At 72.2% G+C, this 13,098-nt stretch carries 13 protein-coding genes; 1 reads left to right on the top strand and 12 read right to left on the bottom strand.

What is annotated here, in order from left to right; translation table 11 throughout:
- Nucleotide 1: 1 nt before the first annotated feature.
- The 8 genes from FLW16_RS24160 to FLW16_RS24125 all read right to left on the bottom strand — a co-directional run bounded on the left by FLW16_RS24160 (nt 2) and on the right by FLW16_RS24125 (nt 8,534).
- Nucleotides 2-1,384, bottom strand: coding sequence for a S8 family serine peptidase (locus tag FLW16_RS24160; RefSeq protein WP_142562390.1), 1,383 nt, complete (start codon nt 1,382-1,384; stop codon nt 2-4).
- A gap of 8 nt (nt 1,385-1,392) precedes the next feature.
- Complete coding sequence (locus FLW16_RS24155; protein WP_142562389.1) at nt 1,393-1,992, bottom strand: class I SAM-dependent methyltransferase; 600 nt, start codon at nt 1,990-1,992, stop codon at nt 1,393-1,395.
- Between the two features lie 76 nt (nt 1,993-2,068).
- The gene (locus FLW16_RS24150) at nt 2,069-2,764 is read right to left on the bottom strand and encodes a response regulator transcription factor (RefSeq protein WP_142562388.1); all 696 of its coding nucleotides are present in this window, start codon (nt 2,762-2,764) and stop codon (nt 2,069-2,071) included.
- 1 nt (nt 2,765) lies between these two features.
- Nucleotides 2,766-4,799: a sensor histidine kinase gene (locus FLW16_RS24145; RefSeq protein WP_142562387.1), complete on the bottom strand. Its 2,034-nt coding sequence runs from the start codon at nt 4,797-4,799 to the stop codon at nt 2,766-2,768.
- Nucleotides 4,796-5,494, bottom strand: a complete 699-nt coding sequence (locus FLW16_RS24140; RefSeq protein WP_142562386.1) for a hypothetical protein — start codon at nt 5,492-5,494, stop codon at nt 4,796-4,798. Before FLW16_RS24140 ends, FLW16_RS24145 begins: the two co-directional genes overlap by 4 nt.
- A gap of 135 nt (nt 5,495-5,629) precedes the next feature.
- Nucleotides 5,630-6,577: a VWA domain-containing protein gene (locus FLW16_RS24135; protein WP_142562385.1), complete on the bottom strand. Its 948-nt coding sequence runs from the start codon at nt 6,575-6,577 to the stop codon at nt 5,630-5,632.
- Complete coding sequence (locus FLW16_RS24130; protein WP_142562384.1) at nt 6,574-7,494, bottom strand: DUF58 domain-containing protein; 921 nt, start codon at nt 7,492-7,494, stop codon at nt 6,574-6,576. The genes FLW16_RS24135 and FLW16_RS24130 overlap by 4 nt, the downstream gene beginning before the upstream one ends.
- Nucleotides 7,491-8,534 (bottom strand): MoxR family ATPase, encoded by a 1,044-nt coding sequence (locus tag FLW16_RS24125; RefSeq protein ID WP_142562383.1) that lies wholly within the window; start codon nt 8,532-8,534, stop codon nt 7,491-7,493. Before FLW16_RS24125 ends, FLW16_RS24130 begins: the two co-directional genes overlap by 4 nt.
- 125 nt (nt 8,535-8,659) lie before the next feature.
- Between FLW16_RS24125 and FLW16_RS24120 the strand changes: the two genes are divergently transcribed.
- A complete protein-coding gene (locus tag FLW16_RS24120) occupies nt 8,660-9,412 on the top strand; it encodes a hypothetical protein (protein WP_260615520.1) in 753 nt (250 codons plus the stop codon).
- 8 nt (nt 9,413-9,420) lie between these two features.
- Here the strand turns inward: FLW16_RS24120 and FLW16_RS24115 are convergent, their stop codons facing one another.
- The 4 genes from FLW16_RS24115 to FLW16_RS24100 all read right to left on the bottom strand — a co-directional run bounded on the left by FLW16_RS24115 (nt 9,421) and on the right by FLW16_RS24100 (nt 13,091).
- Entirely contained in the window at nt 9,421-10,644 is a 1,224-nt protein-coding gene (locus FLW16_RS24115; protein ID WP_142562381.1) for a beta-ketoacyl synthase, read from the bottom strand.
- A 384-nt stretch (nt 10,645-11,028) separates the two neighbouring features.
- Entirely contained in the window at nt 11,029-11,421 is a 393-nt protein-coding gene (locus FLW16_RS24110; protein WP_260615519.1) for an MmcQ/YjbR family DNA-binding protein, read from the bottom strand.
- 68 nt (nt 11,422-11,489) lie between these two features.
- A complete protein-coding gene (locus FLW16_RS24105) occupies nt 11,490-12,407 on the bottom strand; it encodes an NADP-dependent oxidoreductase (protein WP_142562380.1) in 918 nt (305 codons plus the stop codon).
- A 36-nt stretch (nt 12,408-12,443) separates the two neighbouring features.
- A complete protein-coding gene (locus FLW16_RS24100) occupies nt 12,444-13,091 on the bottom strand; it encodes a nitroreductase family protein (RefSeq protein ID WP_142562379.1) in 648 nt (215 codons plus the stop codon).
- Nucleotides 13,092-13,098: the final 7 nt, after the last annotated feature.

Here is a 13,098-nt window from a genome sequence, read left to right as displayed (position 1 = left end):
ATCATCGCTCGCTCGCAGTTCCGGGCTCCTGGGGAGGCCCATCGGGTGGCATGGTGGATTCTCGCCTCGGCGGCTCGTGGGGAGGTGCGTCCGGTGCCGGCGGCATGGTGAACCCCTGTCTGGGCGGGGTCGCGCCGGGATGACCACGCGCCGGGCCCGGTCCTCCCCGATCTCCGAGGAAATCCGGGTGGCGGTTCCCGGGCCTGGCGGGCCGTGTCACCCGCCCGACGAGAATGCCGAGGGTGAACATGACGATGATAACCAGGATCAGCACGGGGACCGTCAGGCTGGTGCTGAGGCCCTTCTCGGACCTGTCCGCCTGCACCGCGGCCGCAGAGGTGCGTTCCACGCTCTCGGCGGGCGTGGTTCGCGGGTGCTTCCATTGGTCGAACCGCTCGTAGGGCGGATTCGGCGAGCCGGGCGGCACCGGGTAGGCGTCCGGGTGCATGGCCCGGTTGATCCGGACGATGCCGTACCCGGTCTGGTCGTCCCTGCCGGGTGCGTCCACGTCCAGGGTCGTGCCGATGAGACGGCGGACGACCTCCCGCGCCGGCATGGCCGGATTCGCCGCCCGTACGAGCGCGGCCGCCCCGGACACGAGCGCGGCCGCGCCGCTCGTCCCGCTGGCGTGGGGGTAGGAGTACTCCTCGCTCTTGCTCGCCACCGGGAGGTCGACGCCGGGTGCCGCCACCGACACGTACTCGTTCGACTCCGTGCTCTTCCAGGGCCGCGAATGGTCGTCCGTGGCCCCCACGGACAGGACGCCCGGACACGACGCGGGAAACATGATCGGATTGTCGTGGTCGCCGTCGTTCCCCGCCGCGGCCACTATGACCACGTCGTGCTCGACGGCGTAGGCGACCGCGTCCCGCACCTGGGAGGGGCACGCCTCCAGGCTGTTATCCCCCTGCGAGATGTTGATCACTTGTGCGCCGTGGTCGGCCGCGAATCGGATCCCCCGCGACAGTGACATCTCGAACTCGATCGTCGAGATGGGCCCGTCGGTGACGGCCACCGGCAGGATCCGAGCCTCCGGCGCGATGCCGACGAGATGGGTGGTTCCGCCGCCCTGACCGGCGATGAGGATCGCCATGCCGGTGCCGTGACCGTCGTCGCTGAAGTCGGTGTGGCCGTCCGTGCCGTGTCCCGTCGTGTCGCCCCCCGGTAACAGTGCGCGGGCGATCTCGGGCAGGGGCCTGACACCGCTGTCCACCACGGCGACGGTGACTCCCTGTCCCCGGGTGGTGGGCCACACCTTCGTCTGGATGGACCATGGCGGGAACCACCACTCGTCCGATCGAGGAGCAGGCGTCGCCGGGCGAGGCAGGGCCTGAACGGGAGACTGGAACACGGCCAGCGCTCCGAGGGCCGCCAGTCCGGCCATCAACCGCCTCACCGCTCGCGCCCGTCCACCCGCAGCACGCGGTAGGCGGACCGGGAGGCCAGCCGTGAGGTGGGCAGGCCCTGGTCGCTCAGCCAGCGCTGCAGGGAGTCGGAGCCCAGGTGCTTCTGCACGACCAGGTACGCGCTGCCGTCGGGGGTGAGCCGGTCGAGCCACCGGATGAGCATCTCGTGGAGCGCGGCCTTGCCGATCCGGATGGCCGGGTTCGACCAGATGGCCCGGAACCTGACGTCCTCCGGCATCTCGTCGACATGAACCGACCTTACTTTGTCAAGGCCGGCGCTCTTGGCGTTCCGCGCGCACAGCTCCACCGAGCGGCGGTTGACGTCGACGGCCCACACCGTGGCCCCCGGCGCCCGCGACGCCATCGTCAGCGCGATGGGCCCGTATCCGCATCCGAGGTCGAGCAGGTCGCCCTCGGCCGGAGGCGGAGGCACGGTCTCCAGCAGCACCCGGGTTCCCGGATCGACCCGATCGGGGGAGAACACCCCACGGTCGGTCTCCAGTCGCAGGTGCAGATCCGGGAGGACCAGAGTGACCCAACCGGGCCGGCTGGCCGTCTGGGGGCTCTCCTCGAAGTAATGGGCCACGTGCCCAAACGTACCAACGCCGCGGACCGCTGATCTCCACGCGTGCGGTCCCTGCCGCGCGTCCGTGGCCCCGGCGTCATCGCCGCTCGGTCGTATGCCCCTGACCGCCCGGCTCCGGTGAGCCGAGGCCCACGCGACGGGCCCGCACGATGGCCTGCGCCCGGTCGTCGACCTGCAGCTTGCCGAAGATGCTGGAGATGTGGTTGCGGATGGTCTTCTCGCTGAGGAAGAGCCGCCTGGCGATCTCCGCGTTGTTCAGCCCGTCGGCCACCAGCCGGAGCACCTCGATCTCGCGGTCGGTGAGTTCGGGCAGGGGCCGGGCGGCCCGGCCTCCCACCGGGGCCGCGGCGAAGTAGGCGAGGGCGCGCTCGGCGACGCCGGTGCCGAAGACGACCTCGCCGAGGACGACGGCCCTGACCGCGCGGACGATCTGCTCCTGCTCGGCGCCCTTCACGAGGTAGCCCCTGGCCCCGGCGCGCATGGCGGTGAACAACGACTCGTCGTTGTCGTACATCGTGAGCACCAGCACCGCCACCTCGGGCAGCCGCCTGCGCAGTTCCCCGATGGCGTCGATGCCGTTCATGCCGGGCATGTCGAGGTCCATCAGCACCACGTGGACGCCGAGATCTCCGGCCATGGCGACGGCGGCGTTTCCGTCGGCCGCCTCACCGGCGACCGTGATCCCGTCCACGTCGGAGAGCGCCGCGCGCAGGCCGTACCGGAACATGGGGTGGTCGTCGGCGATGAGCAGCCTGATGGGCCCGTCCGTCATCTCATCCCTCCAGTCGCAGTGTCGCGAGGACCAGTGTGCCGCCGCCGTCCGCGGGGCCGACCTCGCACGCTCCGCCCAGCTCCGCCGCCCGCTCGGCCATCGACCTCAGCCCGATGCCCCGCCTCGGACGGCCTCGCTCCATGCCCACGCCCACGCCGTCGTCCCGTACGGCGAGTCTGAGCAGGCCGGACTCCGCGGCGATGTCCACCGCGCAGGTGCGGGCGGCCGCGTGCCTGGCCACGTTGGTCAGCGCCTCCAGTGTGATGCGGTAGGCCGCCACCTCCACCGCGGGCACGAGCGGCGGCAGGTCGGCGGGAGCCGTGACCGTGATCGTCAGGGCGCCGCCCGCATGAGCGGACAGCGTCTCGGCGTGCCGCCGCAGGGCCGCGACGAGGCCGAGGTCGGCCAGTCCCGCGGGGTGCAGATCCGCGACCAGGCGCCGGACCTCGTCCAGCCCGCCGAGGACCTCGGACTCCAGGCGCCCGAGCAGTTCGGCGGGGCCCTCCGCGCCGACGGCCCGCCGCGCCGCGCCCAGCCCGAGCGCGACCCCGGCGAGCGTGGGGCCGAGACCGTCGTGCAGGTCCCTGCGGATGCGGTGCCGCTCCTCCTCACGGGCCGCCAGCACCCGGTCACGGGAGCGGCGCAGGTCGCGGGTGAGACGGACGCCGTCGGCCGCGGCTCCCGCGTGCCGGGCGAAGTCGTGCAGGAGGCGCTCGTCGGCGGGGTCGAGCCGGCGCTGCCCTTCGCGCAGTCCGATCGTCAGGCGGCCCACCTCCTGACCGGCGTGCCGGAGCGGCAGGTCGACCAGGCCGGCGGCCGGCTCCCCGTACCGGGAGGCGGGTGTCTCCTCCCCGGCGAGGGTCACCGCGGCGTACGGCAGGCGCAGACCGGCGGCCACCGTCCGCACGATGATGGGCAGCACCTCGTCCGGGGCGATGGCCGCCGACAACTGCCGTCCGAGATCGGCGATGACCGCGTAGGGATCGCGGCTGCCGCCGTAGAGCAGGCGGTCGATGCCCCGCTGGACGAGCGCCCGGGCGGGGGACAGCCCCAGAGCGATCACCACCGCGGCGGCCACGGCCCCGGTGCCCCCGCCGCCGAGGACGTTGGAGGCGAGCCCGATGAACAGCCCGAAGACCCCCGCGACCAGGACGGTCAGCGCGACGTAGACAAGAGTGCGGCTCAGCAGGCGGTCGGCGCCGAACAGCCCGTGGCCGACCGTGGCCACGCCGAGTGCGACCGGGAAGAATCCCCACGCCACGGCGGGGAGCAGCCCGGTGTCGTCCTGAGGCAGCTGGGCCAGGGCGCCGACGAGGAAGGGGACGAAGAACCAGCCGATGCGGCGCCGCTCGGGCCCGGCGGCGCGGCGCAGGCGCAGCACCAGTCCCGCCGCGCCCACGAGCGCGCACGCCGCCGCCACCAGGGCCGACGCCACCGCCACCGCTCCCAGCGCCGTCTCGGCGGCTCGCGGCAGGGCGAGGGGATCGGTCCACTGGGGGAACGTGTCCCGCATCGGCGCGTCGGACACGACGATGGCCGCCGTGCCGCACGTCACGGCGGCGCCTCCCAGCCACAGCAGCGGACGCCACCGCGGCGACGCGGCCCTGCCGTCGGGGAACAGAGGGGTGATGAACGCGGCCGCGAGCAGAATGCCGGGGAACCACACGTACGCCCCGAAAAAGGCGGCCACACCCGCGAGCGGCAGCGGCGGCGTGCGCTGCGCGTACTCCGCGCCGAGGACGCACAGCCCCTGGAGCTGGCCCTCGGCGACGAAGATCCAGCCGAGCACGTGGCCGGGACGGCCGCGTACGACCAGTGCGCCCACGACGCCGAAGGACACGGCCACGACGGCGCCGGTCACCTCGTTCTCGGCGACCAGCCGGGCCGGTGCCTGCCCGTTCACCCACGCGAGGACGGCCCACAGCAACACCTCGACCACGGCGGCCACGCCGAGGGCGACGGCCGCCGTGGAGCGGGCGGCCCGGCGGCCGGTGTCCGCGGAGGCGGTCACCGTCGCCGGGCCGGTAGGGATCATGACCGCTCCATCACGCCGCCGCGGCCGTCGAGGCTCTCCACCGCGGGCGTGCGCAGCACCGCCACCGCCATCCAGACCAGTCCGGCCGTCGCGAGGAGCGTGGTCGGGAACGGCGGGTTCACCAGTTCGGTCAGCTGGAAGGCGACCAGCAGTGCCGCGGCGGCCCGGGGGAGGGCGCGGGAACGCCAGACGGCCGCCATCATCACGACGATACCGAGGAAGGCCCCGGCGAAGAACATCACCGTGAAGACCGTTTCCGGGAGCGAGGCGCCGGGAGCGTCGCCCACCACCGCGGAGAACACGGCCGGGTCGATCTTTCCGCTGCGGGCGACCATGTAGCCGACCAGCCCGACCCCCATGATCATGGCCTGACCGGTGAGCCCGAGGACCAGCAGCACGGCCCCCGTCCAGGCGAGGCGCGGGGATCGGCGCCGGGACAGCAGCAGCCAGACGGCGGTCGCGCCGGCGAGGCAGGGGGTCGCGAGGATGTCCGCCGTGATGCCGATCCCGGCGGGGCCGGGGTGGGCGGCGGTCCAGTTCAGCGAGGCCGCGCCGTCCAGTTCGGGTTCGACGAGGTCGGCGACGGCCCACAGCACCCCGGACAGGGTCAGGGCGAGCGCGCCGGCGACGCGGGCCGCGCCGCCCCAGGCGGCGGCGGGGGAGGTGACGCGGACGGGACTGTCGAGCGATGTCATGGAGGGCTCCGTTCGTGACCGGCCGGGTCCGGCCGTGTGGCAGAACGGTCCACCGGGACGTGTCCCGGTCGCATCAGCCCGGTGTCCCGTCCAGAGCCGGGCAGGCCGCGTCGCGTCGGGAAGGCGTCGGGCGGGTCAGGGGATGCGGGCGCCCAGCAGCATCGCCGCCGCGGCGGCGAGCAGGCCCACGACGATCGCCGCGACGAGGAACCGCTGGGTGATCTCCTGGTGCACGACCTTGTAGCCGAGCGAGGTGCCGATCTGCGCGTACACGTCGCGCAGTTCGCTGCCCGACTCCGCGGTGTACGCCCGGCCTCCGGTGCCGTCCGACAGCGACTTCAGCGTGGTCTTGTTGACCGGCACCTGCACCGCCCGGTTGTCGATCGTCACCGTGCCCTCGGGCGTGCCGTACGCGATCGTGGACACCGGCACCTTGGCGCCGACCGACGCCTCGATGGCCTCGTTGACCGACCGTCCGGAGGTGTTGTCGCCGTCCGAGAGCAGCACGATGGCGGACGGGGGCGGATCGGTGACGGCCCGCTGGTCGAACGACCTGATCGAGTCGAGCGAGTTGAACACGGCCTCGCCGATCGCCGTGCCGGGCCGGGTGGTGAGGCTGGAGATCGCGGTGTTCACGGCGGCGTGGTCGGTGGTGGGGGAGATCACGACGGCGGCCGATCTGGCGAAGGCCACCACTCCGACGTTGAACCGCTCGGGCAGGTCTCTCACGAACTGCTGGGCGGCCTGCTTGGCCGCGACGAGCCGGGTGGGCGGGACGTCGGCCGACTCCATCGACAGCGACACGTCCACGGCGACCATGATGGTGGCGCGGTCGCGGGGCACCTTCGCCTCGCCCGCGGGCCGGGCTGCGCCGAGGACCAGCAGGCTCATCAAGACGAGGAACAGCACGGCCGGCACGTGCCGCCGCCAGGTGGGCCGCTCCGGCGCCACGAGCGACAGCAGCGCGAGGTTCGTGAAGCGCACCGTGTAGCGGCGGCGCGCGAACTGCGCCGCGATGTACGCCGCGATCAGCGCGATGACCAGGACGAACAGCCAGAGCCAGCCGGGGGCGAGGAAGGTCATGCGCCCGCCTTCCTGTTCGCGGCGCGGCGCAGCAGGTGGGAGGCCCGCCGCTGGCGCAGCACGAACTCGGCGATGTCGAACACCCAGTCGCGGTCGGTGCGCAGCACCAGGTGGGCCGCCCCGGCCCGGCGCAGCGCCGCCCGGGTCGCCCGGCGCTGCTCGGCCGCCGCCTCGGCGTACCGCTCCCTGAGCGTGTGCGACAGGTGGACGCCGCGCGAGCGCCCGGTCTCGGGGTCGGCGAGGGTGACGAACCCGACGTCGGGCAGCTCCAGCTCGCGGGGATCGATGATCTCCACGGCGAGCACCTGGTGCCGCGCGGCCAGGCGGCGCAGCGGCGGCTCCCAGGAGTCGGGCGAGTCGAGGAAGTCGGAGACGACCACCCGCAGCCCGCGCTTGCGGTGCGCCGTCGCCATCATCTCCAGAGCCTCCCCGAGGTCCACCGCGCCCTGCGCGGGCGGCGCGCTGAGCAGCGAGTGCAGCAGAGCGTACAGCCGGGGCCGGCCGGGCTTGGCCGGAAAGCGGTGCACGTCGTCGCCGTACAGGATGTAGGCGCCGAACCGGTCGCCCACCCGGCTGGCCAGGATCCCGATCGCCCCGACGGCGCTGACGACCAGGTCGCGTTTGGACATGTCGGCCGTGCCGAACTCCATGCTGGCCGACAGGTCGGCCACCGCCCAGGTCTCCAGCTCCCGGTCGGCGATCAGGTCGCGCACGTGCGGGACCGTCGTGCGCGCCGTCACCGCCCAGTCCATGCGGCGCACGTCGTCCTCTCCGGGCACGTACACGCGGGTGTCGCCGTGGTCGCTGCCGGGCCCGGGGATCAGCCCCTGGTGACGGCCCTGCAGCAGCCCGTCCAGTCGCCGCACCACCGTCAGCTCCAGCCGTCGCAGCGCCTGGTCGGGGTTCGCCCCGCTCATCGCATGCCCTGGTTCCACACGACGAGCGGCGGCGGCACCGCCTGCAGGACCCGGCGTACGACGTCGTCGGGGTCCACCTCGTCGGCCAGCGCGTCGAAGGTGAGCATCAGCCGGTGCGACATGACGTCGACCGCCACGTCGCGGACGTCGTCGGGCAGCAGGTAGTCGCGTCCGCGCAGCAGGGCCAGGGCCCGTCCGGCGGCGATCAGGCCGAGCGTCGCCCGGGGGCTCACCCCGATCTCGATCGTGTCCTGCAGGTCGGCCAGGCCGTAGTCCGCCGGGGTGCGCGTCGCCATGACCAGCCGCACGACGTAGTCGGCCACGAGCTGGTGGACCGAGACCTCCTCGGCCATGTCCTGCAGCCGCACCAGCGTGGCCGGGTCGAGCACCGGCCTGGGCACGGGCGGGCGCACGCTCATCCGCTGCAGGATCTCCAGCTCCTCGTGCGCGCTCGGATGGGACACGCGCACCTTGAACAGGAACCGGTCGCGCTGCACCTCGGGCAGGGGGTACACGCCCTCCGACTCGATCGGGTTCTGCGTGGCCAGCACGATGAACGGCCGCGGCAGCGGATGGGTGCGCCCCGCGAGCGTCACCTGCCGCTCGGCCATCACCTCCAGCAGGGCCGACTGCACCTTCGCGGGAGCGCGGTTGATCTCGTCGGCGAGCAGGAAGTTGACGAACACCGGCCCGAGCTCGACGTCGAACCGCTCGGAGCTCGGGTGGTAGACGCGGGTGCCGACGATGTCGCTGGGCACCAGGTCGGGGGTGAACTGGATGCGGGCGAACGTGCCGCCCACGACGGTGGACAGCGTCGAGGCGGCCAGCGTCTTGGCGACCCCCGGGACGCCTTCGAGCAGGCAGTGTCCCCGGGCGAGCAGCGCCACCAGCAGCCGCTCGACCATGTGCTCCTGTCCGACGATCACACGCCGGACCTCGGCCAGCGCCTCCCGCAGGGCGTCCAGCCGGGCCTCGTCCTCCTCCTGCTCCGTCACGCCCTCGCCGGGCTCCGGGTCACTGCGTTCATCGGCAACGGTCATGCTCGTTATTCAATCGTGACTCGGCTGGAGAATCCATTTCTCTCCCATTTGCCCGTCCCGGCGCGTGCCACACCCCCTGACGCGCCCGTGTGTTCCGGCTGTGGGGGTGTGTTTTCATGTGGGGGATGGTCACTCCGCTGCAGTACGGCGACCCGCCCCACGTGGGGCCGTTCGCGCTGCAGGCGCGTCTGCAGACGGCCCCGGCCGGGCTCGTCTACCTGGGCCAGGCGCCCGATGGCCGGGTGGTCTCGGTGGCGGTCCTGTCCAGCGGCGCCGCACTCGACGCGGCCGCGAGGGACCGGTTCGTCACCGCGATCAAGGACGCGCAAGGCCGGACGGGTGTACGCGCGTGGGGCGCCTCCTTGGTCGACCGGGTGCGCGGCAGGGTGTCCCCCGACACGCCTCCCGTCCTGGCGATGCAGGACGGGCCCGCGCCCTGGGTGGCCGTGCCGTACGTGCCGAACGGACCGGGAGCCGAGCGGTTCCTCGACCCGGTCACCGTCTCCGGCACGCTCATCGGGCAGCGGCACGGGCCCGACTTCGCGCATTACTGGCTGGGTGACCGCACCCCCGCGCTGCCGGCCCCGCCCGCGCCGCCCCCGCCGCCGGTGGCCACCCGGCGCTCGGTCGTGCTCGCCTCGACACTGCTGGCCACGCTCGTGCTCGCGCTGCTGCTGGTCACCTGGATGCTGCTGTTCCGCGCCGAGGACGAGCCGGAGCCGCCCCGGCCGCTGCCGAACACGCAGTTCGTGCCCACCCCGCCGCCCGAGCCCGCCTCGCCCGAGCCGCAGCAGCCCACCCCCGGCCCGTCCGGCAGCGGCGACGGCAGCCAGAGTCCCTGGCCGGACGACCTCTTCGACGGCCGCGGCCCGATCTGACGCACACGTCAGGCGGCGGTGAAGACGAGTGAGGCGTTGTGGCCGCCGAAGCCGAAGGAGTTGACCAGCCCGGCCGTCCAGCGGCCGCTGCGCGGCGCCCCGGCCACCAGGTCGAGCTTCACCTCCGGGTCCGGGTCGCCGAGGTTGCGGATCGCGGGGATCACCCCGTCGCGCAGGGCGAGGACGGTGGCGATCGCGCCCAGCGACCCGGCCGCGCCGCACAGGTGACCGGTCATCGACTTGATCGCGGTGACCGCGGGATGCGTCCCGATCGCCTCGGCGATCGACGCGTTCTCGGTCAGGTCGCCCGTGGGGGTCGAGGTGGCGTGGGCGTTCACGTGCCCCACGTCGAGCGCGTCCAGACCGGCGTCGGTCAGGGCGAGCCGCATCGCCCGTGCCTGTCCGGCCGCGTCGGCGGCGGTGACGTGGAAGGCGTCGGAGGTGACCCCGGCGCCGGCGAGGGTGGCGTGCACCCGGGCGCCGCGGGCGGCGGCGAACTCCTCGCGTTCCAGCACCACCAGCGCGGCTCCCTCGCCCAGCACGAAGCCGTCGCGCCCCACGTCGAACGGCCGCGACGCCTCCTGCGGCGCGTCGTTGCGCGTGGAGACCGCCTTGGCCTGCGCGAACCCGGCCAGGGTCAGCCGATGGACGCACGCCTCCGCCCCGCCCGCGATGACCACGTCGGCGCGCCCGAGCCTGATGAGGTCGAGGCCCATCGCGATCGCCTCGGCGCCGGTGGCGCAGGCGCTCACCGGCGTGTGCGCGCCTCCGCGCGCGCCGAGCTCGATGCTGACCACCGCCGCCGGCCCGTTGGGCATCAGCATCGGCACGGTGTAGGGCGAGATCCTGCGCGGTCCGGACCTGTCGAGGATCTCGTTCTGGGTCAGCGTGGTCAGGACGCCGCCGACTCCCGTGCCGATCACCACGGCGAGGCGCTCGGGCTCGACGCCGGGCGCCCCCGCGTCCGCCCACGCCTCCCGCGCGGCGACCAGCGCCGTCTGCTGGCAGCGGTCGAGCCGCCGCGCCGCCACCCGGCCCAGCATCTCCGCGGGGTCCACCGGCAGCCGGCCGGCGATCCGTACGGGCAGGTCCTCGGCCCAGTCCTCCTCGATCAGGCGGATGCCGGACCGTCCTTCCAGCAGGCCCGCCCAGGTGGTGGTGACGTCTCCGCCCAGCGGCGTGGTGGCGCCCAGCCCGGTGACCGACACCCGCGCCCTGATCCCGTCTCCCATCGACGACCCCTCTTCTGTGACGGCCGCACCGACTCGTCCCGTACGGCGGTGGGCGAATCGCCCGGACACTTCCGGTTTTCACGCTGCCAAAGCGCCCCATCTCGGGCAGGCGTGACGATCAACCAAAAAGCCGTGGAAGATTTGTCGGTGCCGCGCAGCCGCCGCTCCTCACCGGTCCGTGTTCGCCTGTCCGCCCCTGAACCGATGACGGGCTCGCTCGCGGGGTTCCTGGGCGTGCTCTCGCCGGTCAGGGGGAGTGCGTCGACCTGGTCGCGCGGGCACCGCTCGCCCGCGTCCGCCGCACCGCGTTCGCCCTCGGCACGCGGACCGGAGCGCTGGCCGCCGTGCCGGCTCAGGCCATGCGGCCACCCGCCGGCCCCGTGCTCAGGCGCGGCGGCCGTAGGTACGCGGATCCACGGGCTGCTCGGACTTGGGAAGCCCGCCGACCACGAGACGGTAGGAGTCGATCACGAGCTCCTTCACCAGCTTCTCGTCGAGAATGCCCCCTCCTTCCAGCGTGATCCAGTGCCTCTTGTTCATGTGATAGCCGGGAGTGATGTCTGCGTACTGCTCACGCAGGGCTGCGGCGTCGTCCGGATCAGCTTTCAGGATCACGACGGGGCGCCCTGGCATGTCGGTCATGAGCATGAAGACCTTGCCGCGCACCTTGTAGAGGTGCCAGTCGGGGCCGGAATGCTGCTCCAGCTCGGCGCCGGGCAGGCCCACAGTGCAGTCGCCCGCGATCTTCTGCAGCTCCTGTCCATCCAGGGTGATCAACTCCTCTGTCGATCCGAGTGCCCTGACCGCCCGGTCAAGGCCAAGGTGGCGCTGCGGCCGTCCGCTCCCTACGGGCGTATGCGGATGACTGTCTTCCCGCTGCGTCGGGTGGTCGGGTTAAGGGCATCAATGGCATCGTCGAAGCTCGCGACGTCACCGATGTTCGTCCGCAGCCGTCGGTCCCGCACCCGCTGCACGATCTCGCCCAGTTCGGCACGATCGGCCTCGACAACGAAGTCCACCGCCAGGCCGTCAGCGGGCCGCGCCTGGACCGGACCGACGACGGACACCAGCGTTCCTCCGGCCTTGATCAGGGCAGCGGACCGCTTCTGAACGTCGCCGCCGATGACATCGAAGACCAGATCGACGCCTCCGACGTCTTCCAGTGCGTCGTTCTCGAGGTCGACGAACTCATGCGCGCCGAAGTCGAGTGCCTTTTCACGGTCGGCGGCGCGTCCGGTGCCGATGACGTATGCGCCTGCCTCCCGGGCGAGCTGGGTCACCATCGTCCCGACCGCCCCGGCTGCGCCATGGGCGAGGACGGTCTGGCCGGCCTGAAGGCGGCCGTGCTGGAACAGCCCCTGCCACGCGGTCAGACCTGAGATCGGCAGGGACGCGCCGACTGTGAAGTCGACGTCGCCGGGCAGCGGTGCGAGGTTGCGTGCTTCGATCGCCACGTACTCCGCAAGGGTGCCGTCGCGGTGCCAGTCGGCGAGGCCGAACACCCGCTGCCCGACCGACAGCCCCGTCGTGCCGTAGCCGAGGGCGGTGACCACGCCGGCCAGCTCGTGCCCGGGGATCGAGGGTGTCCTATCACGGCCGGCGCGATCGGTCCAGGTCGATGGCCACTCCATCTCAGTCGGGACGAAGCCCGATGCATGAATCCGAACGATGACATCGTTGATCGCTGCGGACGGCTCGGGCCGCTCCGTCAGCGTCATCCCTGCCGTTCCCGCGGCCTGGTCGGTTACCACAATGGCTTTCATTGAGGTTGCCCCCTTCCTCGTATGTGTTGTGGGTTTTCAGATGAAGGTGAACAGCTGGTCGGCGTCGAATCGCGAGATCGGGTTGGTATACACCTTCGCGAGGTCGGGGTAGCCCAGGGCCAGCAGCACCGTCGTGCTGTGTCCGGTCTCGCGGATCTTGAACGCCTTGTCGACACTGGCCGGGTCGAACCCTTCCAGCGGCGTGGCCTCGACGCCGAGCTCAGCGGCCGCCATCATTGTCAGGCCCACCGCCATGTAGGTCTGCTTCTCCATCCAGTGGTTCAGGTCCTTGTAGCCGTAGTTGCGCAGGTTGAGGAAGTCTCGGGTCATGGATTCCCACAGCTCCTGCTTTGACTGGTCAGGGAACCGGCCGTCGGCCCTCTCCTTCGTGAACACCGCATCGAGGTGGCTGTCAGGCACATCTGCCCGGGTGGTGAGGATGATGGTGTGCGACGCGTTCAGGATCTTCTCGGCGTTGTCCTGGAATCGTTCGCCCAGGTTGTCGGCGAGCCGTTCTTTGCCTTCGGGCGTGGCGAGGACGTAGAAGTGGTTGGGCTGTACGTTCACCGATGACGGCGTGGAGCGCAGGAACCTCAGCAGCTGCTGAAGGGTTTCCTCTGGAATGGTCTTGCTGGGGTCGAAATACCTGGTGAGGTGCTTGTTCATGAGCTTGTCGAGATTCATGTCAATC

The organism is Microbispora sp. KK1-11, from assembly GCF_006874435.1.
GTDB lineage: Bacteria > Actinomycetota > Actinomycetes > Streptosporangiales > Streptosporangiaceae > Microbispora > Microbispora catharanthi.
This window is presented reverse-complemented; position numbering and strand designations above follow the sequence as displayed.